Origin of the sequence: Candidatus Nitrosopumilus sp. (genome assembly GCF_040878665.1) — an archaeon.
Taxonomy (GTDB): Archaea; Thermoproteota; Nitrososphaeria; order Nitrososphaerales; family Nitrosopumilaceae; genus Nitrosopumilus.
In genome coordinates, this window is sequence record NZ_JBBDLU010000009.1 from 1 (window position 1) to 22493 (window position 22493).

The following is a 22493-nucleotide window of genomic DNA, read 5'->3' on the forward strand; positions in this document are numbered from 1 at the left end:
ATAATTCCATTTTTTACTAAATATTCTATTCCTTGCACAAATGTTTTATCATCAATTGAACCATCTGCCCACCATCCTGCATTAGATTTTATCCATTCAGGCACTAATACAATGATATTTGAGTCAATTTTTCCAATAGGAACAATTTTGAATCCTTTCCCCTCCAAAATTGAAATTATTGTTACTAAATTTTCAATTTGTTTTTGATTTGGAGAATTAGTATATGTAGAATTTACTATTGTAGAAAATTCTTGCGGCTGAATTGAAATAACTGCAAATCCATAATTGTTTACTCCCTGAACTGCTTCATCAACAATTTGCTGTGTTGATCTTCCTTCATAGATATTTTCAACAGTATTAAATTTTCCAGTAGATGTTATTTGGGGAAATCTATAGATTTCTTTTCCTTTCAATTCAAAAGGAGGTGCATATTCATTGATTAAACTTGAACTAAGATGTGTAATCCCATTTTCTTTTAAAATCATCATTGTATCTGAATTAATAACATTATTTGGAGGAAGGAAAATATGAGGAGTTACATTTAATGTTGTTTTTATAAATTCAATTGAATTTTTCAGATTTTCATTTTGTTCTGATTTATTATAGTTACTATATGGTGTCAATCCAATTCCTTTTGTAGCCACTTCCAAATATTTTCCATTTTTTACAATATTTTCTTTCATAAAATTTGTTATTTTTTGATCTTCGCCAAATGCATCGGCTATAATTCCTACTGTCAATGGCTTTCTATTTTCAATAAATGTATTCATAATTTCCATTTGAACTTCATTTAACCAATAATCTTGAACTCCATCTAATCTGAAAGATACACATTTGCATGTGTCAATAGTTTTTTCATTTGTAACTGTATCAATTTGAGTATCTGTTTTATTGTCCACTGTAGTTTTATTTTCAATTACAGGAGGGAAATTTTTTACATTGCTAATTTTGACTAATGATGAGTCTAATTGAGAAATTTCGTCCAATAATTCACTTAATTCTGACAATGCACTTTGGTTTGGATCTCCATAAGTATCGTTATTTTTTATTGTAAATTCTTGAGGATGTAACATGACTATAGCGTATCCTCTTTTGTTCAAACTTTGGATGATCTCTTCTGTAATCTGTTCTTTTTCATTTAATACCCAATCAATACCATTAATCAAAACTCCAGTTTCTGTTGTAGCGGGAACAATGTAAAATCCATCATCAAAATATGTCTGATTATTTGTAATAATATGTGATATCAGATGTGAAAACCCATTCTTCTTTAGTATTTCAACTGTATCTTCATTATACAAATTTTGAGGAGGTATTAACGATGTTGATTCAACGCCAAAAATTTCTAAAATTTTCTTGTTTGTATCTACAACATATTTTTCTTGAATATCCTTGCTCAGATTTGTTAGTGCTTCATTATTCCAACTATGATTTACAATCTCGATTTCATTTTTATCTAAACTGTCTTTAATTACAGATACTATTTTTTGATCAGATCCAATAAGATTGCCTATGATTCCAATAGATAATGGAATATTTTTTTCGGTAAATAGATTTATCAGTTCTATTTGTGTCTCTGATAGCCAATAATCTTGAACATCATCTAATCTAAATGATATACAATTACAATTTCTAAATGGGTTTTCTTCATCTAAAATCTCTTCAGTGAACTTGAAAATATTAAATTTGTTTAAATCTCCAATCACATGAATATTATTTTGAGGCCATAATCTATTCTCATTTTCGTTATTTGTTTTGATCATTACTGTATAAGTTCCTGATTTTAGATTTGAAAATTGTGCATCGCCTCTAAAATTTATCTTTGATGTAATTTCATTATTTTCTCTAATATTTTTTAAAATTACATTATATTCTCCGTCTGTAGATGTGATTAACTTTGACCCATCATACAAATTTATTGAAATTAAATTTTCAACGTACTCTGGAATCGCTGTAACTATTTTTTGATCAGTTGCAATTCCTGGAAGTAATTTTATTGGAGAATAAGATTTTAAAAATAATTCTCCCAAATAAACATCTGCAATGTAGTGATCTCCTTGCTTAGAAGTTGATTGAACCCAATATCTGATCGTTTCTCCCTGATCGTTAGTTGTACCTCTTCGCCATTCTGAATTATCATGAGATTTGATAATTACAGTAGCATCCTTAATTGGTACCTGCCCATTTTTATAAAAGACTCCAAACTGTACTCCTCCTGATAGTGGTATGTTTATGATTAGTTTTTCAGGATTATTGTTTAACTGAACATAGCCTACATCACCATACATCCCATTAACAAAAACTTCAATTTTGTATCTGTGATTTTCAGGAACTGTAATAAAGTCAGGATTACTTTCTAATGTTTTCTCTAACATTGGTTTATTGTTAAAATCTTGATAAACCAGTAATTTTATTTCATTATGGTCTACTCTATCGTCATTAGTATATTTAATTTCGACTTCAATAGTTTTGTCAGCATATGCATTTTCAATTGAAATCATTAATGTGATGGAAAATATGATAATTGCTATTATGGTGAATTTACCTGATTTCATATTTACACTCCTATTCTTTTTGCACTTGTCCAAGTAGCTTTCTTATTTCTCAATTGTTCTATAATTGCTTTTAGTAGTAAAAAGTCAATAATTTGCTTGAATCCATATACTAAGAATATTGCATGCCATAATAATTTCGGATCCTCCTTATCAATTCGTAATGCTAACGCTGTCATCAGGTAATGTACAACAACAAATATCATAGAAATTTGTAAAATGTATAATCCATCTCCTAGTATTATACCTAGTATTGCATTTGCAGTTGCAATAAATCCAATTATTGGGGTTACTACCATTCCTAAGAACAAGTATGGTAATGACAATCTCTGTAAATAACCAAATCTTGGATTTGTCAAAGCATCTGAATGTCTTTTTAGAACTTGAATGTTTCCTCTATACCATCGTTTTCTCTGTGCCACAAAATCCTTCAGCGTATTTGGAGCTTCAGTGTATGCTGTAGCTTTGCTGCTTCCTTGAGTGATCAATCCTGCCTTTAACAATTTTATCGTTTGATCAAAATCCTCCACAATAGTGTCTTTACCATATGCTCCGGCTTCTATTAAAAATGATTTTTTAAAAGCACCTAATGCTCCAGGAACTATGGTTATTGAACCAAATATATCAAAAGCTCTTCGTATTATTTGGATTCCTGTGATGTATTCTAATGCTTGACATTTAGTTAATACATTCATTCTGTTTCTAACTCTAATATTGCCTGCTACAGCAGCCACATGTTTGTCAATTTCAAATCCTTTGACAATCTCTTTTAATGAATTTCTTCCAATAATTGTGTCTGCATCTACAATCACAATAATTTCTCCTTTGGCATACACCATTCCATAATTTAATGCAGTTGCCTTTCCACCATTTTCTTTATGAAGAACATGGATTTTCTCTTTGTATCTTGATGCAATTGCTAATGTTGAATCTGTACTACCATCATCCACAAAAATTATTTCTTTGTTTGGATATTTTGTTTCCAATAATCCTTCAATTGTGTTTGCAATTACTTTTTCTTCATTGTATGCTGGAATCACAACAGATATTTTTGGAAATGTTTTAACATCTTTTTGATTATCTTCTCTGTATTTACTTACAACTGCCATTGGAACAAAAAGCATTGTAGACCAAAATGAAATTGTTAATGCCCACAACAAAATTATTCTTACTGGGGATTCTAATAATGTATAACCCTCATAAGCAATCATTGTACCTATAATGAAAGGTGAACCTAAAAGAAATATTAGAAATACAGAAGGTGCGCGTTTTCCTGGTTTATTTTTTGAATACATTTTGCCAGTTGCCCCTATAACATGATACAATGTGATTACACCTCCAATGCCCATAGCAATCATACTGATTGGACCTAAAATGAAAAAAACACTTAGTATTAGAAAACCAACTATTGTGACAGTCAAACCAACTTGAACTAAATCTACTTTCTTTTTTACAATGTTTTGTAATTCAGTTGAATCGATTGTGTTTTTTTCTACATTTATTGTGATACAATTTCCATGATACCAGTTATTGTTGTATCTTAATGATTTTTCTTCTAGATTAATTTCTTTTTGACAAGTCTTACATTTTACCATGTTAGGATTTAGAAATACTGATTTGTCTTTTGAAACATATTGCTCTTTTACTTGCTCGTATTTTATGTCTAAAATTTCAATATCTAAAATTCTCTGCAAATATAGTTTATCTGAATTTATGATTTCTTTATTCTGTCTTAGTCTTTTTAGTAAATATTGATTTCTACCTTCATCGCCTTTTGATTGTTCTATGGCATCTGCTAGTTTGGTAATAAGGTAATTTCTATCCAATTTTTATAATTGTTAATGCCTGATCTGTCATTATATGTGAGTTCGTCATGAAAGTTTTCCTTTCAGTCTATTTTTTTGAGCAACGTTTCCTGCATGAGATAAATAAATGGGGTAAATACATTGAATTTATGAAGAAAATTTTCGTTAATGGTTATGGCTCTATTGGAAGTAGAATTGTTTCTTTTCTAAAAGACGATCCTGAAATTAGTGTAGTTGGTATTGGGAAGTATTCTCCAGATGAAAAAGTTAGCGAAGCTATCTCAAAGGGTTTTGACGTATATGTTCCAGAAAACAAATTGGCAGATTTTGCAGATTATAAAATTTCAGGCTCTATTGAATCTGCACTAGATAAATCTGATTTAGTTATTGACGCTTCCCCTGGCGGTCATGGGTATAAAAACAAGAAAAATCTATATGAACCAAAAAACATATCTGCAATTTATCAGGGAGGAGAGTCCACAATGGGTTCAGAATCTGTATCTGATTTACTGTTTAATTCTAGAGTAAATTACAATCAAGCATTAGGAAAACATCATGTTATGCAAGGAAGCTGTAATGTAACTGGAATGGGAAGAATATTGGAGCCTTTACGAAATAAATTTCGTGATCAAATAGTAAGATTTGATGTGACTCTTGTCAGGCGTTGGGCTGACATTGAGCAAACTGAAAAAAAGATTTCAGACACTATTGAAATGACTGAGAAGCCTCATCATGGGGATGATGTCAAACTCTATTTTGGCAAAGATGCTCCTCTATATGTACGAGCCATTAAAGTACCTACAAGACAAATGCATTTGCACATAATGGACATACGATTTAAAAACACGGCACCAAAACCATCTGAGATTCATGAAATATTTACAAATGAATTTGGAGTGGCAATACTATGGACTGCAAAGGGAACAAAAGATATTCGAGATTGTGCTCAAAACATGGGATTTCATTTTGTAGATACCAATATGATACACATTCATGCAAACATGACTACTTCAATTGGAGATACCGTACAAATGATGTATTCCGATGATCAGACTGGAATCGTGATTCCTGAAAATCACATGTTGATGCAAGCAATGCTTTTTGGAAGGTCATATGAAGATTCTTTTACACATACGGAATCTATATTTCATATGAATGAAAAAAAGCAAAAATTACAAGAGTATTTTGCTAAACAATAATTTTATCTCTTAATTCGCTCTATTCTAATTTTTTCAGGAATGTTTTTTCTTACTTTCTCAACAACTATTCTTATGTTATCCATTTCTATTTTATCTCCTTCTTGAGGGATATCTTGTAATTGCTCATGTAATAGCCCGTTCAGTGTACTATAATCATCGCCTTCAGGCAATTCCGATTTAAAAATCTCATTAATTCTTTCAATTTTGATTTCACCATTTGTTATGATTGTATCTTTGTCTATTGATTGATGATCAACTGACGTCGGAAGATCTGTTTCATCTTCTATATCCCCAATAATTTCTTCAATAAGATCTTCTAATGTGACTAATCCTTCTACCCCATTATGCTCATCAATTACTATGGCCATGTGGATTTTTCTACCTTTCATTTCTTTTAATAATGAACTAACCATTTTTTCTTGCGATGCAAATACTGGTTTTCGTGCAATCTGTTCTAATGTTTTCATTTTGTTGTCTGACTCAAACTCTCTAAGGACATCCCTTACATGAATAAATCCTACTATGTCATCATGAGTTTCACCATAAATTGGAATCCTTGAATGTGAATTTTGATTGATTATTGGTAGTGCTTCAAACAACAACATTTTTGCAGGAAGCATCTGCATTTTTGTTCTAGGGGTCATTACAGCTCTAATTACTATATCATCAAATTCTAATGCTCTGTGAACTAAATCTCGTTCATGTGTTTCTATTGCTTCATCTCTATGTCCCTGATCAATAATGCCTTTGAGTTCATTTACTGTTAACGCTGGTGGGTAATAGCCACTTCCTGTAATTTTGATCATTATGCGTGTAATTCTTTCTAAAATCCAAACAATCGGATAAGTAGCATAACTGAACATCATTAGAATTCCACTTGAGCGAAGTGCGATTTTGGTTGCATTTGCGTTACAATATGTTTTTGGAGTGACCTCACCAAAAATAATAAGTAAAAACGTCATTATTCCTATCGCAATTCCTAATCCCTCATCACCAAACAATTCAATTGCAATTACGGTAGCTAATGCAGATGAACCGACATTTACTAAATTGTTTCCAAGATTTACTGCAGACAACATCCATCCTGGATTTGATTTTAATTTCTGAAGTGCTTTTGCCCCTCGTTTTTTTTGTTTTACTAGCTGTTCCACAGTAGCTTGGCTTGTACCTACTAACGATACTTCTAATCCACTAAAAAACGCCGATAAGCCAATCAAGCCAGCTAACGCTACAATTGACATCCATAATTCTACCATCGTATTCTCCTCAAAAATCCATTAGGATTATACTCGTTAATCATCTAGTTTTTTTGCACCATCTTTTGGTTGTAATGTTTCTATAAAACATGAATTTAACTCTTAAGATTCAAAAATTGTTTTTAAGATTTGAACCCAAACACTACCTAATTTTTAGGAGGAATTGCAAATTTATTTGCAGGATTGTTATGATATTCGACAGGCAACATTGCATCTTTTTGTCGTCCTGTAAGAATCCCTACAACAACATCATCATTTTTGATAATTCCTTCACTCTTTAATTTTTTTATTCCAACAACTGATGCGCCTGATGCCATTTCACAATCAAATCCATTTAGACCTACAACAGACATACCATCTAACATTTCTGAATCAGATACAGTTGTAGCAACACCGTTTGTAAATTCTAATGCACGTAAACCTTTCAAAATGTTTGCAGGTCTACCAATTTGAATTGCAGTTGCTTTTGTTTTTGGTCGTAATCCTTCATTATCCAAATGATCATAATATCGTGATATCAACTCCACATTTGGTTTACCTTTATTCCATCGAAGTTCTTCACCTTCAAATTTCCCATTATACAAATCAGATAATGTACTTGCTCCTTCTGAATTTATAACTGCAATTCTAGGAATTTTTTTAATCCATCCCCATTCATATAATTCCATCAAAGCCTTTCCACAACTAGATGTATTTCCAAGTGCTCCTCCAGGATACACGATCCAATCTGGAGATTCCCAATTCAAATATTCTAATGCTCTAAATGGAATTGTTTTTTGTCCTTCTATTCTAAATGGATTGATAGAATTAACAGTATATCCACCATGGTTTTGTGCGTCATCCAGAGATTGTTTTAATGCGTCATCAAAATTTCCATCAACTTCTATAATTTGAGCTCCAAATTGATATGCTTGACTAAGTTTTCCAGGAGCTATTTGCCCTGCAGGTATGTATACATCGCAATCTATTCCTTCGTTTGCTGCAAACATACCAGCTGATGCAGATGTATTGCCTGTGGATGCACAAACAATTTTTTTTGCTCCAACCATCTTTGCATGAGTAACAGCTGTAGCCATCCCATTATCTTTGAATGATCCACTTGGATTGTATCCTTCAGGCTGTAGCCATACTTTATCATTTGAAATACCCATAAACTCTGCAGCTTTTGACATGTGGTATGGTTTTGATTGTCTCCCTTCTGCTCCATCAAGAGATACTAGATATTTTGCACATTCATCAAAATTTTCAGTATCAATTTGACAAAAATTAAGTAGTTCTCTAAATCTCCAAACCCCACTTTCATTAAAAATACTACTTTCAAAATCTCGTCTTTTGTAAAAAACTTGTTTTAATGTGACAGGTGGAGTTTTCTTGTATTTTACATCTAACAAATGACCTTTTTCACATTGCACATTGGTGCTTTCAATTGGATATTCTAACCCACATTGAGGATCAGTACACTTGAGATAAGCATCACCTTGCATCGTAATTACACTTAATCGGTGATAATTTAAAGCAAATGTGTAATTTTTAGACAAGTCAAGCTATTTTTCCTAAACTTTAGATTAGATGGATCTAAAAACTTGATATGGTCCCACATACTGAACATTTAAAAAATATTCTTTTGCAAATACTTGATTCATATAAAATTCTTAATGAAATTCAAGATAACCCCGGAGATCTTGATAAAATTAAGAAAGAGATGCTAAAGATAAATGGATTTATCAAAGTTGTTTGTAATAATATTGACGAGTATGCCATCCCTTTATCTGATTTTAAAAAAGTAAAAGTCAAGTTAAAGCATTATTTAGAAAACTATTTTTTTGAGAAAGAGATTGAAACTATGGCACCTTTGTATTCTGATGATACTTATAGACTAAAAAATATGAGATTAAAAATAATTGAAGCGTTAGATGATCAAAAAATGATGGACAATGTTGGAGATTTGATTGAGAAATTATGACTGATAAAAAATGTATGTTATGTGGATGCCAAGATCACAGATTGTTTGGTTGTTCAAGACATCTTTCCAAAAAATGTAGTTGCTATAAAGCCAGATGATTTAATGATTATTTTCTTTTAGGTCCAGATCTTTCATGAAAATTTAAACAACATTTGCATTCTTTCTCAATGCATTCAGATTCACTATGGTGACCACAAATACCACATTCACAACTTTTTGACATGATCATAATTACTGTATTAAGAATATAATTTATCCACTAATTTTTTATGAGTTTAAGGTCAAAATAGGATTATTTTTTTGATTTTGATTTCTTTTCTGGTTTTCCTTCTAATTCTTTTTTAATCTCTTCTGCTTTATTGTCGACAGCTTTGATAATCTCTTGTATGATTCCATCTAAATCACTATCTTCGGCTGCCGGTTCAATCGTACTCGCAATTTCATTTATTGTACTTGAAATTTCCGCACTGACATCTTCAAAACTTTCAGGATCCTCATATGCGGCATTATAAAGATCTTTGAGATTGTTTACATGGCTGATCACTTGTTCGGTTAATACTATTCTGTAATCAGTTCCATTCACATCAAATTCTTTCAAACTCATATTGATTTTTCAATCTCTTTTTGTTTATAATGTTTTTCAGAGTAAAATAATGATGTTACATGTGATTATAATCAAAATACAATATAATCTAGAGCCGAGGCGTCACTGATCAACCTAGTATGTTTTGAACCTACCACATACCCATTTTTAATATCCTCTACTGGAATCCATCTATTTGTTGATGTGTAGTGTCTTTTTTCAGCTAATTCTCTTTCAATAGATTCTATGTCAAATTCAGCCTCTTCAACTTGTTGTGTTGTAAGATGTTTAACGGTCACCAAGATTTTTGTAACCTTTACACGATCACCGAACTTCCATTTCAATACAGGAGTTTCATCAGATACTTCTAAGATCTTGATTTTCATCTGTTTTTTTCCAAATGCATCATGGCTTATCAGTATCCTTTCATCAGTAAATTCTTCAAAACTAATTCTTGAACTAACTTCTGCATCAGAAATTGTTTGTAACAATGATTCTGAATTCTTTTCAGTTGTTTTTATCTCAGTATCGTCTTCCGACATCACAGTTATAGAGTCGTTATCCTTAAAAAATGATTTGAAAAATTTGTAAATTAGGCACTAGTTCGCTGTTTTGTTTTAAATGGCATTACACATTCTTTCAAGTATATCTCTTCTCTGCCGTCATCCGTCTTGGCAAAGAATTTACCCTCATAAGTGCACACACAGTCAGTAATTTTCATAGATTCATCCCATATTTTGAAGAATTCGCGTAATTCTCTACTTTCGTATTCTCCAACCCCTATTCTTTTCTTTGAGAGAAACTTGAATGCAAGTATGACATTTCTTTTTTTGTATATGTCAAATGTCTTAATCCATGACAAACATCGTTCAATTTGGTCTGCAGGAACTGGAAGTGATGTACTAGTTCCAGACTTTGCTTCAATTGTAAATATTGTACTGGCATCTGTATTTACAGCTAATACATCAGGTAACGCAATACTGGGAGATCCTAGTCTAAATGCTTTCCAGTTTTCTATGCTGTTAAATCGTTTAACAATAGTGTCTTCCCATTGATAACCTCGTTGTCTACGAGTTCTTGCTATTTTTTGATTTTTAGTCATTACATTACTCTTTTGCGTCGTAACGGTTAATGAAGTAAAGTTTGATCTCAATACCATATATTTTCTATTCTTGTTTAGTAGACTAGGTAATTATACAATAACTCAACAAAATACTACACAAGCATAGTGATCATCTTAACCTTTTAAAATCTAAAAAGATACAGTTAATGTTAATATTGGAATCTGAGATATTAATAAAACAACTCCTAGAACGGAGGAATCACCATCTAAACATGTTGAAACATTTGGATTTTAGATTAATAATGGATCCTTTTAAAGATGAGATTAAAAGCATAGAAAGATTACAAACAACCACGATTGATCAGATAAAAAAAATAGAACAAGAAGTTGCTTTTTTAACATTAAGGGATAATGAAAACGTACAATGAGTTTATCAAACCCAGCCAGTGTAAAAAACTATGTTTGATGAACTTGTAAAGAATCTTGTTCATGTAAAGCAGAGTTTTGCAAAGAATTATTCTAGAAATGCACACATTCAAGAGATAATCCCATCATTTGTTTCAGAAAAATTTCCATTGTCTCCGTCACATTTACAACTACTTCATGATTTTGCCCACAAAAATCCAATCTATCTTAATCACTATGAAGAAAATATTGAAGGAACATTATGTACTGTGTATGAAGGAGACATCAACGAGTATTGGTTAAACAGTATCAAACACGGTTCAAGTTGTCAGCCATTTTACCCTACTTGGATAATGTCTGCATTTGTTATGACTAGTATTGCTAAAGAATTAGGATATACTGAATTAGTAGATATTGGTTCTGGAGATGGGAGAATAGCATTTTGTGGCACCATTTTAGGACAAACAACTCATAGTATTGAAATTGATGATGTGTTGGTAGGGTTACAAGATATTATTTGTAAATCCACAAACCAAAATTTTTATCCAAAATGTGCAGATGCTTTAGAGTTTGATTATTCTCAACTAAAATTAGACAAGCCAGTTTTTTTCATCGGAGGACTTCCTCAAATGGGAGGGGATATTTTGGCGACAAGCATCATAGAAAAAATTAACTCTAATTCAGAGCTGAAAAACAATACCTGCATTGTCTTTGCAGGAACTCATATCAAGCGACAATTATCGGGGAATTTAGAAAATGGCGGATGGAGTTCCTTAATTGAAAAACACAACTTAAAAATAATTGATACTGTATCTCTACCTACAATTTGGACATTTGATCAAACGGTAGAAACACCATACATCTATACTGAATTTAACTGACTTCAAAAAAATAATTTCCTTCTGATATTCCACATTTTGACATTTTTACAGATTGTCCGATATCAGGGATTTTTGGAATGGTTGCAATTAATCTAACAGTTTTTTCAAATTCAACTATGCAAAAATACTGGTTGTTTTTACTTGAAAATTCAATGATTTTCCCCTCAAAATTCCCTTCTTTTAGAGATACATTGCCAAAACAATTATTGCAAAATTCTGTGGGAGGCCATACAATTTTTTTACACTCGTTGCATTCAGGCACACAAAAAATTCCCTCATTTAGTTTAGTTTCAAAATTCAATTCTCTAAAACCAATACTGTGGAAGATGTTGCTGCTGCTGACATGTTATGAACTAATCCTACATTAGCATTATCTACTTGCCTTTTACTTGCATTTGATTGAAGTTGTTGTGTAATTTCTATTGTCTGTGCAATTCCTGTTGCACCTAGTGGGTGTCCACATCCAATTAATCCTCCTCTAGGATTTATTTTAAAATTATTTGTATTATGTAATTCTTTGATCATATTGATCCCATTTCCTTTATCAGAAAATCTTAGAGATTCTAATGCAATTGGTTCACAGACAGAAAACGCATCATGCAATTCTATAACATCGATATTTTTAATATCTTTCTTTGACATTTTTAATGCTGTTTCACAAGCTTGTTTGGTGGATTCCATCGATGTAAATGAAGTATTTTTTGTAAATCCAGCTGAAATTGTTTTTTGTCCTATGCCTGTTATCCAAATTGGTTTTTCAGAGAGTTTTTTTGTTTTTTCCTCAGACCCTAAAATTATTGATGCGCTTCCAGTACACGGCTGAGAACAATCTAATAATCTTATATCATCTGTAAGTTGTTTTGAATTCATTACATCCTCAACTGTAAACGTTTTATTTGATATTGCATTAGGATTTTCTTTTGCCTGCTTGTGATTTTTTACCGATACTATTGCTAGATCTTCATCTGAAAAATTGTATTTTCGTTTATAGGATTTTGTAAAAAATGAAGACCAAAAAATAGGATGTTTGTATTCTCCACGAGATGCATCCCACTCTAACACACTACCAGGACTATCATATCGTTCAGCACCTGCCACCAGTACCAAATCTGCCAAGCCTGAAGCAATGTAAGAATATGCAGAAACAATAGAATTCGTGCCTGAATTACATAGATTTTCAATAGAATGTGCTATTTGTGGTTGAATGCCTGTCATTTCAGACAAAATCGGGGACAAGTATTTTGAATTGTCATTTGTAGATACTAAAACTGCATCAATATAATCGCGATTTATGTGTGAATTGTTTTTGAATAGTTCTTTTACAGAATCCAATAAAATGGAATCAATTTTTTTGTCTTCTTTTGTAAAAGGAGTAATACCATATCCAACAATCCCAACCTTATTCATATCATTCATCCAAAAATGTTTTTTTAAATAACTCAAATGAATTCATTGTTGCTCCAATTGGATTAAATTGCAAAATAGGCTGATCAATTCCAGCACTAATAAAATTACTTAATTGTTTTTTACATTCTTCTGAAGTTCCAGATATTGCAAGTGATTGCAACATTGTATCTGTAACTAAATCATGATTTGATTTAAATCCTGATTTTTTAAATTCATCATAAATTTCACTAGTTTCTTTTTGAAATCCATTATCTGATAAAAATTTACGATAAATATCCCCAACAGAAACATAAAACGCAATAGTTTTTTTTGCTCTCAAAATTGCTTCCTCAGAATTATCAGAAACACATGTAATTAATTGGCATGTAACATCTATTTTTCTCTTTGATTGCATTTTTGATATTGTTTTTTTCATTTCATTTAACGGTCTAAGATAAAATATTACTCCATTTCCAATTTCCCATGCCAAATCAACCATTTTTTTATTAATTGCAGCAAGATAAATTGGAATTTCTTTTCTTTGTGGTTTGATTAATAATGTAAAATTATTTAATTTGAAAATATTGCCATCATAATTTACTTGCTGCCCAGATAACGTTAATCTAATAATTTCAACATATTCTTTCATCCTTTGTAGTGGCTTTTCAAACTTATTACCGTGAAATGATTCGACTATAGGTAAACTACTTGTACCGAGTCCTAAAACCAATCGTCCTTTAGATAATGTATCCACAGTTGCTGCGCCCATCGCAATTATGGATGGACTTCTGGAATAGATGTTAATTATCGATGAGCCTATTTTTTGATTTATTGTTGTAGATGATACTATTCCCAACATTGAAAAATTTTCCATTCCCCATGTTTCAGGCACCCAAATAGCGTCAGTGCTAGTATTTGAGATGATTTTTGAGCATTTTATCACCTCTTCTATTGACAATAATGATCCCAAACTACACGCAATACGCATGAAAAGAGTAATGTCTTTTGGATATTCTAGTGTATCTGTTTTAGTAATAGGTGAATTTTGATTGAGGCTGAGTATTATCAGATCAGAACAAAAATAGAATCGTTGAGCGAACAAATACCCTCGGAAAAAATCAATGAACAATCAGCATTTTGGGGTAATGCAACAAAATATGCATCGATAAGTAACGATGAACGATTTGTTGAAGAAATTGCATATTGTATGGTTACATTACACAGAACTGGTGCATAAAATTCGTATTTTATTTTATTATTTTCTCAATTTCAGATGAACATGTTTCGATATCTTTGAATGAATCTATTGAATACCACTTTACATTTCTAAATTTTTCAATGTAGAGTTTTCCTTTTTTAGCATAATCTGGAAAAACTGTTTTTTCAATGTCACCTTTTAATGGCAAGTCTTTGAGAATGCTTTTTTCCAAATGATAAATTCCTGCATTCATCCATATATCTGAAATTTCTTTCTTTTCTTTGAATTTTATAATTTTATCATCTTTTGTTTCTAAAATTCCAAATTTTGTTTGTAATTCAATAGATGCAATAGAATTTTGTTTTTTTGATAATTGTTTTAAATCAATATTTGTTATAACGTCGCCGTTAAGAACAAAAAAAGATTTATCGTGAATCATTTTCCCAGCTTTTTTAATTGCACCACCTGTACCCAATGGAGAATCTTCAATTGAAAATCTTATTTTCATATTTATTTTTTTAATATTTAAATAATTTTCAATCATATCTTGCTTGTAACCTGTACAAACAATCACTTCATTCACTCCAAATTTTTTAAGATATTTTATTTGCCATTCAATAATTGGAATGTTTTTTATCGGAACAAGCGGTTTTGGGACATAGTCTGTAATGGGTTTTAGTCTTTTACCTCTACCGCCAGCTAAAATTAGTGCTTTCATCTATTCTGTGATAGGTTTTTCAGGTTTTATATTTTCAGAATTTGCAAGATCTTCCATCTTTTTTGCAAATTCATTGTAGATCTTCTCTAGTTCCTTTAGTGGCATTTCAATACCTAACAATTTCATAGTTTTGTTCCAAGATTCAATATATTTTTCATCATCTAATCCTTTTCCAAGTGTCTCAGCAATGGAGTGAACGCCTTCTGTTTTTCCAAGGGCATAAATTGCAATATCTTTATCGGTTAACATGATTTTTCACTTTCTGTCAAATAGTAATGTAATTCTGTATAGCACTCAACACAGTATTCTTCAAAATTAGTATGATCACAGTCATACACTTTTTTTACATCGTTTGCACACTTTGCACAAGTAACCATGCTAATTGCTTAAGATTTTTTAATTTTAAGTATACCTAATCCTATCTGAATTGCACCAACAATCAGTAATGGAGCTACTTCAGAGGCCATATTTCTTCCAGATGCTTCTGCTTCTATTGGATCAGCATTACCAATAACAAATGCACCACCAAAGATAATCAAAATGCCTGCGATTATTATCATAATGCCTAAACCTTTTGAAGGTTTTTTTCTTGAAATAAAGTATGATATAATTGGCAATACCATTGCAGGAAGACCTAATCCCATCCCTCGAATTTTATGATCAAATGGAATGAATCCTACTTCGTTGCCAGTAATTTCAACCACAGCCACATCAATTGCATAGATTACCAGTAATGCAATAGCAATACCAGTTATGATTAATGCAGGAGTTAAAGCCATATTCCATTTCTCTTTTATCAATTAATAAATCTAATTAGATGCTTTGATAACTGTTTTTGATTTTAGTGCATCTAATTTTTTTAATAACTCATCTATGGGCTCCCCATTATTTCCAATTATGTTAAGGTGTCCTAATTTTCGATGGGGTTTTGAAATTTTTTTCCCATACATTTTCAGAAACACTCCTGGATCAGTCACTTCTAATGGCGTGTATTCTCCAGTGAATTCATCACTACCTAAAATATTATACATTATAGAATTGTAAATCAATCTCGTACTTCCTAATTTCATTCCAAGAATTGCCCTCAAATGTTGTTCAAACTGAGATGTCTCACTAGATTGTAATGTATGATGTCCTGAATTATGTACTCTAGGAGCAATTTCATTAATCACCACATCGTTATTTGGAGTGACAAACATCTCTATGCCAAAAATTCCTGCACCTTTTAAAACATTCATTGTTTTTTCTGCTATTTGTTCCGCTTTTTTTGCAATATTTTCAGAGACTCTAGCTGGAGCAATTGTTTCTCGCAAAATATTTTCTTTATGAATATTCTCAACTAATGGATAGGTTTTGATTTCTCCATGTGTGTTTCTAGATGCTATAACTGATACTTCCATACTAAATGGAACAAACTTTTCTAATAGAAGAGGTTGTCCTTTAAAATAATTAAATGCGGTTTGTATTTCATCTTCGGAATTAATTTTGAAATTACCTCTGCCATCATACGCATCTCTTCTAGCTTTTAGCATTGCAGGAATTCCAAATTTTTCCAAACCTTTTTTGACATCTTCAATACTTTTTATTTCAATAAATTCAGGAACAGCTATATTATTTTCATGTAAAAACGATTTTTGCAGGAATTTATCTTGAATGATTTTTAGAGTTTCAGGAGAAGGATTAATTTCGGATTTGTATTGAACTGATTTTAAGATATCACTGTCCCCAGATTCAATTTCATAAGTAATGATATCGGATCTATTTGCCAATTCAATGATGGCATCTTTATCTTTAAAATCGGCAATAATTTGTGTTGCTCCTACCTGAGATGCAGGACAATTTTCAGTAGGATCTAAAACAATAATTTCAGATATTTCGTTAGGCATTTTTTTTGCGGCTTCAGTAATCATCATTCCTAATTGACCTCCACCAATTATCCCAAGAATTTTTGCCATTACGAAAAGAATGTTTTTGGATTACAAATATCTAATGTTAGTTTGTTCATATGTTTTAATAGATTAACAATAGAATTCTTAATTACTCTCTAGTTTTTTCTATTATTATGATATATTCAAAAAAACCTCTTGTGGGAATAATTATGGGTTCAAGTTCAGATAGTAGGATCATGCAAGGAGCAGCTGAAATCTTAGACGAGTATAAAATTAAACATGAAGATCAAATTGTTTCTGCACATAGGACTCCTTCGAGGTTGGCTGAATATGCTAAACATGCAGAAAAAATGGATTTTAAAATTATCATTGCAGGAGCTGGAGGTGCAGCACATTTACCTGGAATGATTGCATCTCATACAACTATACCAGTAATTGGTGTGCCAATACTAGTTTACAACGATAAACATCAAAAAAAATCCGACACTTCAAAATTTTCTGCTTTTGGAGGATTAGACTCATTGCTATCCATTACTGAAATGCCATCAGGTTCTCCGGTTGTTGCAGTAGGAATCAACAAAGCAGGTAATGCAGGAATATACGCAATGAAAATACTCGCAAATGAATTTCCAGATTTGAAAAAGAAACTAAAAGAACACAAATCAAATCAACATAATTCAGTCATGAAAGAATCCAACCAATTAAAGAAAGAAGGCCTTTCAAAATTTGCAAAAAAGAAATTCAACTAATTCAAGTAAGTAGTGTGAATTGAATGTTCTTCTTTTTTAGCGCATCAATGAGTAATTCTGTTTGTTCTTTCCCTTGTGTTTCTAGACTTAATGTCACACCTGCAGAACCTGCATTGATATTAGAACTTAGTCTGTCATGAACCACTTCAACGATATTTGCATTAGCTAAAGTAATCTCATCAACTATTTCTTTAAATGCACCTGGTCTATCAGGTAGTAAAATAGATAATTTGAGTAATCTGCCCATAGCTGCAAGACCTTTATCCACTATTTGCCCCAATAGATACATGTCCACATTACCTCCAGCCAACACAGCTACAACTTTCTTTCCTATGGCAGGTTTTTTGGATATTAAATAAGCTAAACTTGAAGCTCCTGCAGGTTCTACCACAAATTTCATTCTTTCCATTAGTAAGAACATTGCTTTTGTAATTTCAGTATCATCTACTAAAACTATTTCATCTATCAGTTCTTTGATAATTGCAAATGTTAATTGTCCTGGAACTTTAACAGAGATACCATCAGCTATTGTTCTCTCCCCTCCACTAGAAGTGATAGAACCTTGTTTTATTGAGTCATACATGGATGGAAATGATTTTGATTGTACACCAATTACTTTGATTTGAGGATTTTTTTCTTTTATCGCAATCAATATACCTGCAGCTAATCCACCGCCGCCTATTGGCACATAGATCTCATCTACATCTGGTAAATCATCTAATATTTCTAATCCGATAACTCCCTGTGCTGCAATTATTTGCGGATCATCAAATGCATGTATCATTGTTGCACCGGTCTCTTTTGCTATTTCTTTTGCTTTTGCTGATGATTCATCATAGTTTATTCCCTCTAAAATCACATTGGCACCATAACCTCTAGTTGCCGCGACTTTTGCAGGAGATGCATTTTTTGGCATTACGATAGTACATGGAATTTTTTCTAATGATGATGCATATGCTACACCTTGTGCATGGTTACCTGCAGAAGCTGCAACAACTCCATATTTTTTTTCTTCATCAGATAATGATTTAATTTTAAAATACGCTCCGCGAATTTTAAATGAACCAGTTTTTTGTCTAAATTCTGCTTTCAGATATACATCTGACCCTGTCATCACACTGAATGTTGGAGTATGTATTAGAGGGGTTTTTTTTATATCATTTCCTCGTAATGAATTTGCCTTTACTATTTCATCATATGATGGATTCATTGGAAATGTTGCTAATGATTCGGTGTATTTGACTTCTTCTATACAAAAATTGTATTTTTTGTCAACTTTTATGCGTAATTTTTGAGGAATGCCTAAATAGTTCAAAAATAGGTTTCAAATTATATCAGGGAATCCGGAACTCCCCTTTGAGAAAGGTTTCTCATTTTCCGGTTCCTTGGTTTATGATTTAATTATAATTTCAAGTTCTTCTAATCTTTTTAAAATATTTGTTTTTACCGAATCAGGGATTTTTCTCGGATCAAATACTCCTTCACGATTATTATTTTTTACAAATTCTAAATCTAATGCCAATAAACACCCCTCTTCACCTGCAACTAATCTTGGATCATCAATTAAAACTGGGGATGTTTGATAAGTTTCAAGTAAAAGTGAGTCTAATTCTTTAAACAACTCACTCTTTTTTTCAGATAATTCTTGGAAATCAACACCTGCGTCTTTTTGAATTTCTGTAAAAACTTTTTCTCTAAATTCATCATTTTCATAAAAAACCTCAAATAATTTTTGATGATCAAAGTCTTTGTATCCCATTTCTTTTAGTTTATTTAGAACAATTTGATCACTATTATCTGCTAACTGTTCTTGTTTATTTTTTGTTGAATCAACAATCACTGCTAATTCTTTTTGACAATCAATTACGCGTTGAATTGGTTTGTAGTATAATAAAACATGGAATTGTAATGACATATGACCCGATAATAAATAATTCCCTTCACGTATCTCAAATTTTGTAAAAATTCTTCGAATGTCTTGATTGTTTGATATTGATACATCTTGTAAATCCCAATCTTGTAATGAATCATTAATTTTTTGAAAATAATCAGTAACTAGCTTTGGATCAAATGTTTTTTGTTCTGTAATCGTAGAATCCCCCATCATAACTTTCACATCGATCATTTTTGTCAAATCAATCATTTTTGGAAGATATGTTTTTTGGATTGATTCATTTTTCTGATTTAACAGTTGAAGGAACTCATTTTGAGATCTTGAGCCTAATCGCACAAAAAATAACAACTATTTACTCTCCTTAAACCTTCATCAAAATCTAAATAGATAAAATCACTATTTTAGGCATGAATAAATCCAAAATTAACTGTGAATATTGCAATGATGATATTACCGAATACTATCACGAAGGATATAAGGGGAAAAGAGGCAAATGCCCTCGTTGTGGAATAGATTTTCCCTTAGAATAAGAGAATAATATGACTGAAAAAACAAACAAAGAAACTACAGATACTGGACAAAATAATAATGTCGTAGACATGCTCCTTAGTAAAAATCCAAACCAAACACTAGATTCAGAGACAATGATTTTGGAGACACAAAAGCGTGTTTGGGGAGCACTCAAAAAAGGTTACGAATATTCAGGAGTCATCAATGATTCAGATAAATTTCTGAGAAAAAATGTTTTTTCAAAATTAGATATGGCTGTACTCTATGTAGATTTAGTTGGTTCAACTACCATGACATTAGAAATGCCTGAAGAAAAAATTGCAATTATTGTAAGTTCGTTTTCACAAGAAATGGCAGCAGTCATTAGACAACATCAAGGATATGTTTTAAAATTTGTAGGAGATGCAGTGATTGGATACTTTATTGGAGAAAATAATAGTTTACTTGCAGCAGATAATGCGGTGGATTGTGCAAAATCAATGCTCACTGTAATTCAAAAGGGCATCAACCCAATTCTAAATCAATATGACTATCCAGATTTAATGGTAAAGATTGGTGTCGATTATGGACAAAATATTGTAGTAAGATATGGTGCAGATATAGAAAACTCTCATGTGGATTTAATGGGACCTGCAATGAATATTGCATCAAAAATTCAAAATATGGCAAAACCAAATCAGATTTTGATTGGGAACGATGTGTATCAAAGAATTCATCCAAATTCCAAGAAGGAATTTACACAATTAGTATGGAAAAATAATGAATGGAGATATCGTTCCAGAGTAACTGGTGAAATTTACAACGTGTTTGAATTTAATGGGTAAGAAATTGGACTATTATACAGTAAAGTTGTCCGGACATTCTACATGTTCATAATGATGTTCGGTGAATTTTTCTCTAACAACATAAATTACAATTTTGTGTAGATCTTTTTCTTGAATGTCCTTTTTACATTTCAGACATGTTTTTTTTGATTCATACATGTGTAATAGCGATCAAAATTGGGAATCTATAAGGATCTGCGATCAGCTCAAATTGAGCAAAAACACCCCAGATTTAACTAAAGAGTATATCAAATGACTAAAGCAAGCCACAAATATGGCAAATATCGACAAATGTTGTGGACAATTTTGCAATAAAACATTTGCAGGACCTGTATGGTTTGAATCCCAACATCCCTCACATGACCTTTCAATTTCCGAGATTGCCACCCGGATTAACTAATCCAATGTTTAAAATTCATGAAAATCCTATGAAGGAACAATTTTTACAAAATGCAAGCACTATCAATCAAAAATTACAAGGATTTCAACACATGTATCAACAATATGCATCAGGATTACTCTCAATGAACTCTAATGTGATCCCACCAGGACATCCATTATACACCAGACAAAATTCTATAGAAATGCTTCAAAACCAAAATGACAAACTATTACAAGAAAATCTAGAATTAAAGAAAAAATTACAAAAAGACGTAAATTCAAAGTAGATCTTAGTTTCATAAAATGTAATTTTTCAGAATCCTTATTAGTTTCAAAAATTAGTTTTCTTATGGTTAAAACTCCTGCGGACAAATGGAAAGATACAGTAGTAAAATATAGGAAGCAATGTCAAAATATTTTAAAATTATCAAACGGTATTAGATATGCAGGAGTAGTAAATGCTTATGGTCGAACTTTAACTGGAATAATCAGACCAAATCTAAAACCACTTTTAAAATCAGAACAAGTTAAAAATGAATTCTTCATAATTGCTACTTTAATGTCTCTAAGAAAAGAAACTGCAGACACAGTTGGAAAATTAGAGTATGTAATTTTACAACATCAAAAAGTTACAATTCTAATTTTGCAAAAAAATGATGTCACATATTATGTTTCAATAAATCGAAAAGAAAAAGGCTTAGAGAAAATAATATCTCTAATCAAAAAGACAATCTAAGCTGGTGTAAATCCTTGATATCCACTTGTTTGTTGAGCTTTATCTTCAAAGCTTGGCTCGAATAGTGAAATAAGATAATCATCAGGATCTAAAATCACTGCGTTTTTGCCTGCCTCTCTTTCAACTATGTCACGATGAATTGTAACGCCTTTTGCTTTTAATTCCTCAACTGCGGATTTTACATCACCAACAAGAAAACCTATTGTGATTCCATTTTCAATAGAACTGCCAATATGTTGTGCCGTTAATGATGCAGGATGTAAACTCAATAAAGCACCAGATGTACCTAAATCTACCCAAGATCTTCGCTGATTTTTGATTGGAAGCCCTATGATTTCGTGGTAAAAGTGGAGTGATTTGTCAATGTCTGAAACAGCTAAAATTACATTTCCTACTTTTTTGATGTTCACGTCTAGTCTACCTTTAAGTTCTTTAAATCCATTGTTATTGAACTTCAATAAAAAGGGAATCCCCCCTCTTTGTGAGTAAAATTGTGCTGTA

At 31.6% G+C, this 22493-nt stretch carries 26 protein-coding genes; 9 read left to right on the top strand and 17 right to left on the bottom strand.

What is annotated here, in order from left to right:
- Positions 1-2555, bottom strand: a 2555-nt coding sequence (locus WDZ98_RS09555) for a polysaccharide deacetylase family protein (protein WP_368060981.1), incomplete at its 3' end; no start/stop codon positions are given.
- Positions 2556-2557: 2 nt separating this feature from the next.
- A complete protein-coding gene (locus WDZ98_RS09560; RefSeq protein WP_368057978.1) occupies positions 2558-4378 on the bottom strand; it encodes a glycosyltransferase in 1821 nt (606 codons plus the stop codon).
- Positions 4379-4506: 128 nt separating this feature from the next.
- Here WDZ98_RS09560 and WDZ98_RS09565 point away from each other — a divergent pair, with 128 nt between their 5' ends.
- On the top strand, positions 4507-5556 hold the full coding sequence (locus WDZ98_RS09565) for a type II glyceraldehyde-3-phosphate dehydrogenase (protein WP_368057976.1): 1050 nt from the start codon (positions 4507-4509) through the stop codon (positions 5554-5556).
- 2 nt (positions 5557-5558) lie between these two features.
- On the opposite strand, the gene WDZ98_RS09570 is transcribed toward WDZ98_RS09565, so the two are convergent.
- Entirely contained in the window at positions 5559-6812 is a 1254-nt protein-coding gene (locus WDZ98_RS09570) for a hemolysin family protein (protein WP_368057974.1), read from the bottom strand.
- 146 nt (positions 6813-6958) lie between these two features.
- Positions 6959-8296 (bottom strand): threonine synthase, encoded by a 1338-nt coding sequence (thrC, locus tag WDZ98_RS09575; protein ID WP_368057972.1) that lies wholly within the window; start codon positions 8294-8296, stop codon positions 6959-6961.
- 104 nt (positions 8297-8400) lie between these two features.
- Here thrC and WDZ98_RS09580 point away from each other — a divergent pair, with 104 nt between their 5' ends.
- A complete protein-coding gene (locus WDZ98_RS09580) occupies positions 8401-8775 on the top strand; it encodes a hypothetical protein (protein ID WP_368057970.1) in 375 nt (124 codons plus the stop codon).
- A 292-nt stretch (positions 8776-9067) separates the two neighbouring features.
- Here the strand turns inward: WDZ98_RS09580 and WDZ98_RS09585 are convergent, their stop codons facing one another.
- From WDZ98_RS09585 to WDZ98_RS09595, 3 genes are all read right to left on the bottom strand, one after another.
- Positions 9068-9379 (bottom strand): hypothetical protein, encoded by a 312-nt coding sequence (locus tag WDZ98_RS09585; RefSeq protein ID WP_368057968.1) that lies wholly within the window; start codon positions 9377-9379, stop codon positions 9068-9070.
- A 71-nt stretch (positions 9380-9450) separates the two neighbouring features.
- A complete protein-coding gene (locus WDZ98_RS09590) occupies positions 9451-9900 on the bottom strand; it encodes a hypothetical protein (protein WP_368057966.1) in 450 nt (149 codons plus the stop codon).
- Between the two features lie 50 nt (positions 9901-9950).
- Positions 9951-10460 (bottom strand): resolvase, encoded by a 510-nt coding sequence (locus WDZ98_RS09595; protein ID WP_368057964.1) that lies wholly within the window; start codon positions 10458-10460, stop codon positions 9951-9953.
- A 233-nt stretch (positions 10461-10693) separates the two neighbouring features.
- Here WDZ98_RS09595 and WDZ98_RS09600 point away from each other — a divergent pair, with 233 nt between their 5' ends.
- The gene (locus WDZ98_RS09600) at positions 10694-10849 is read left to right on the top strand and encodes a hypothetical protein (RefSeq protein ID WP_368060912.1); all 156 of its coding nucleotides are present in this window, start codon (positions 10694-10696) and stop codon (positions 10847-10849) included.
- A 30-nt stretch (positions 10850-10879) separates the two neighbouring features.
- Entirely contained in the window at positions 10880-11707 is an 828-nt protein-coding gene (locus tag WDZ98_RS09605) for a hypothetical protein (protein WP_368057960.1), read from the top strand.
- Here the strand turns inward: WDZ98_RS09605 and WDZ98_RS09610 are convergent.
- From WDZ98_RS09610 to WDZ98_RS09620, 3 genes are read right to left on the bottom strand one after another with little or no spacing between them, the layout of a single operon-like run.
- Positions 11700-11969: a hypothetical protein gene (locus tag WDZ98_RS09610; RefSeq protein WP_368057958.1), complete on the bottom strand. Its 270-nt coding sequence runs from the start codon at positions 11967-11969 to the stop codon at positions 11700-11702. The genes WDZ98_RS09605 and WDZ98_RS09610 overlap by 8 nt on opposite strands.
- A gap of 35 nt (positions 11970-12004) precedes the next feature.
- Positions 12005-13114 carry a thiolase family protein gene (locus WDZ98_RS09615; protein ID WP_368057956.1) on the bottom strand — a complete coding sequence of 370 codons (1110 nt, stop codon included), beginning with the start codon at positions 13112-13114 and terminating at the stop codon, positions 12005-12007.
- A gap of 1 nt (position 13115) precedes the next feature.
- Positions 13116-14081: an LLM class flavin-dependent oxidoreductase gene (locus tag WDZ98_RS09620; protein ID WP_368057954.1), complete on the bottom strand. Its 966-nt coding sequence runs from the start codon at positions 14079-14081 to the stop codon at positions 13116-13118.
- Positions 14082-14183: 102 nt separating this feature from the next.
- Between WDZ98_RS09620 and WDZ98_RS09625 the strand changes: the two genes are divergently transcribed.
- Entirely contained in the window at positions 14184-14330 is a 147-nt protein-coding gene (locus tag WDZ98_RS09625) for a hypothetical protein (RefSeq protein WP_368057952.1), read from the top strand.
- A 10-nt stretch (positions 14331-14340) separates the two neighbouring features.
- Here WDZ98_RS09625 and WDZ98_RS09630 read toward each other — a convergent pair whose 3' ends face one another.
- From WDZ98_RS09630 to WDZ98_RS09645, 4 genes are all read right to left on the bottom strand, one after another.
- Complete coding sequence (locus WDZ98_RS09630) at positions 14341-15009, bottom strand: NDP-sugar synthase (RefSeq protein ID WP_368057950.1); 669 nt, start codon at positions 15007-15009, stop codon at positions 14341-14343.
- Positions 15010-15258: a hypothetical protein gene (locus WDZ98_RS09635; RefSeq protein WP_368057948.1), complete on the bottom strand. Its 249-nt coding sequence runs from the start codon at positions 15256-15258 to the stop codon at positions 15010-15012.
- Positions 15259-15395: 137 nt separating this feature from the next.
- Complete coding sequence (locus WDZ98_RS09640) at positions 15396-15788, bottom strand: hypothetical protein (RefSeq protein WP_368057946.1); 393 nt, start codon at positions 15786-15788, stop codon at positions 15396-15398.
- 30 nt (positions 15789-15818) lie between these two features.
- Positions 15819-16964 carry a 5-(carboxyamino)imidazole ribonucleotide synthase gene (locus tag WDZ98_RS09645; RefSeq protein ID WP_368057944.1) on the bottom strand — a complete coding sequence of 382 codons (1146 nt, stop codon included), beginning with the start codon at positions 16962-16964 and terminating at the stop codon, positions 15819-15821.
- A gap of 107 nt (positions 16965-17071) precedes the next feature.
- Between WDZ98_RS09645 and purE the strand changes: the two genes are divergently transcribed.
- Positions 17072-17647 carry a 5-(carboxyamino)imidazole ribonucleotide mutase gene (purE, locus tag WDZ98_RS09650; RefSeq protein ID WP_368057942.1) on the top strand — a complete coding sequence of 192 codons (576 nt, stop codon included), beginning with the start codon at positions 17072-17074 and terminating at the stop codon, positions 17645-17647.
- 1 nt (position 17648) lies between these two features.
- Here the strand turns inward: purE and ilvA are convergent, their stop codons facing one another.
- Positions 17649-18857 (bottom strand): threonine ammonia-lyase, encoded by a 1209-nt coding sequence (gene ilvA, locus WDZ98_RS09655; protein ID WP_368058426.1) that lies wholly within the window; start codon positions 18855-18857, stop codon positions 17649-17651.
- A gap of 180 nt (positions 18858-19037) precedes the next feature.
- Positions 19038-19877: a hypothetical protein gene (locus WDZ98_RS09660; RefSeq protein WP_368058424.1), complete on the bottom strand. Its 840-nt coding sequence runs from the start codon at positions 19875-19877 to the stop codon at positions 19038-19040.
- 203 nt (positions 19878-20080) lie between these two features.
- On the opposite strand from WDZ98_RS09660, the gene WDZ98_RS09665 reads away from it, so the two are divergent.
- From WDZ98_RS09665 to WDZ98_RS09675, 3 genes are all read left to right on the top strand, one after another.
- Entirely contained in the window at positions 20081-20875 is a 795-nt protein-coding gene (locus WDZ98_RS09665) for an adenylate/guanylate cyclase domain-containing protein (protein WP_368057940.1), read from the top strand.
- A gap of 296 nt (positions 20876-21171) precedes the next feature.
- Entirely contained in the window at positions 21172-21543 is a 372-nt protein-coding gene (locus tag WDZ98_RS09670) for a hypothetical protein (RefSeq protein ID WP_368057938.1), read from the top strand.
- 62 nt (positions 21544-21605) lie between these two features.
- A complete protein-coding gene (locus WDZ98_RS09675; RefSeq protein ID WP_368057936.1) occupies positions 21606-21992 on the top strand; it encodes a hypothetical protein in 387 nt (128 codons plus the stop codon).
- Here WDZ98_RS09675 and WDZ98_RS09680 read toward each other — a convergent pair.
- Complete coding sequence (locus WDZ98_RS09680) at positions 21989-22450, bottom strand: VOC family protein (protein ID WP_368057934.1); 462 nt, start codon at positions 22448-22450, stop codon at positions 21989-21991. The two genes, WDZ98_RS09675 and WDZ98_RS09680, sit on opposite strands and share 4 nt — an antisense overlap.
- Positions 22451-22493: the final 43 nt, after the last annotated feature.

What these genes read in the sequence shown, in the direction of transcription:
- WDZ98_RS09565 (WP_368057976.1), top strand. Translation starts at nt 4,507, where the DNA reads ATGAAGAAAATTTTCGTTAATGGTTATGGCTCTATTGGAAGTAGAATT.
- WDZ98_RS09570 (WP_368057974.1), bottom strand. Translation starts at nt 6,812, where the DNA reads ATGGTAGAATTATGGATGTCAATTGTAGCGTTAGCTGGCTTGATTGGC.
- thrC (WP_368057972.1), bottom strand. Translation starts at nt 8,296, where the DNA reads ATGCAAGGTGATGCTTATCTCAAGTGTACTGATCCTCAATGTGGGTTA.
- WDZ98_RS09580 (WP_368057970.1), top strand. Translation starts at nt 8,401, where the DNA reads ATGGTCCCACATACTGAACATTTAAAAAATATTCTTTTGCAAATACTT.
- WDZ98_RS09585 (WP_368057968.1), bottom strand. Translation starts at nt 9,379, where the DNA reads ATGAGTTTGAAAGAATTTGATGTGAATGGAACTGATTACAGAATAGTA.
- WDZ98_RS09590 (WP_368057966.1), bottom strand. Translation starts at nt 9,900, where the DNA reads ATGTCGGAAGACGATACTGAGATAAAAACAACTGAAAAGAATTCAGAA.
- WDZ98_RS09595 (WP_368057964.1), bottom strand. Translation starts at nt 10,460, where the DNA reads ATGACTAAAAATCAAAAAATAGCAAGAACTCGTAGACAACGAGGTTAT.
- WDZ98_RS09600 (WP_368060912.1), top strand. Translation starts at nt 10,694, where the DNA reads ATGTTGAAACATTTGGATTTTAGATTAATAATGGATCCTTTTAAAGAT.
- WDZ98_RS09605 (WP_368057960.1), top strand. Translation starts at nt 10,880, where the DNA reads ATGTTTGATGAACTTGTAAAGAATCTTGTTCATGTAAAGCAGAGTTTT.
- WDZ98_RS09615 (WP_368057956.1), bottom strand. Translation starts at nt 13,114, where the DNA reads ATGAATAAGGTTGGGATTGTTGGATATGGTATTACTCCTTTTACAAAA.
- WDZ98_RS09620 (WP_368057954.1), bottom strand. Translation starts at nt 14,081, where the DNA reads ATGCGTATTGCGTGTAGTTTGGGATCATTATTGTCAATAGAAGAGGTG.
- WDZ98_RS09630 (WP_368057950.1), bottom strand. Translation starts at nt 15,009, where the DNA reads ATGAAAGCACTAATTTTAGCTGGCGGTAGAGGTAAAAGACTAAAACCC.
- WDZ98_RS09635 (WP_368057948.1), bottom strand. Translation starts at nt 15,258, where the DNA reads ATGTTAACCGATAAAGATATTGCAATTTATGCCCTTGGAAAAACAGAA.
- WDZ98_RS09640 (WP_368057946.1), bottom strand. Translation starts at nt 15,788, where the DNA reads ATGGCTTTAACTCCTGCATTAATCATAACTGGTATTGCTATTGCATTA.
- WDZ98_RS09645 (WP_368057944.1), bottom strand. Translation starts at nt 16,964, where the DNA reads ATGGCAAAAATTCTTGGGATAATTGGTGGAGGTCAATTAGGAATGATG.
- purE (WP_368057942.1), top strand. Translation starts at nt 17,072, where the DNA reads ATGATATATTCAAAAAAACCTCTTGTGGGAATAATTATGGGTTCAAGT.
- ilvA (WP_368058426.1), bottom strand. Translation starts at nt 18,857, where the DNA reads ATGAATCCATCATATGATGAAATAGTAAAGGCAAATTCATTACGAGGA.
- WDZ98_RS09665 (WP_368057940.1), top strand. Translation starts at nt 20,081, where the DNA reads ATGACTGAAAAAACAAACAAAGAAACTACAGATACTGGACAAAATAAT.
- WDZ98_RS09675 (WP_368057936.1), top strand. Translation starts at nt 21,606, where the DNA reads ATGGTTAAAACTCCTGCGGACAAATGGAAAGATACAGTAGTAAAATAT.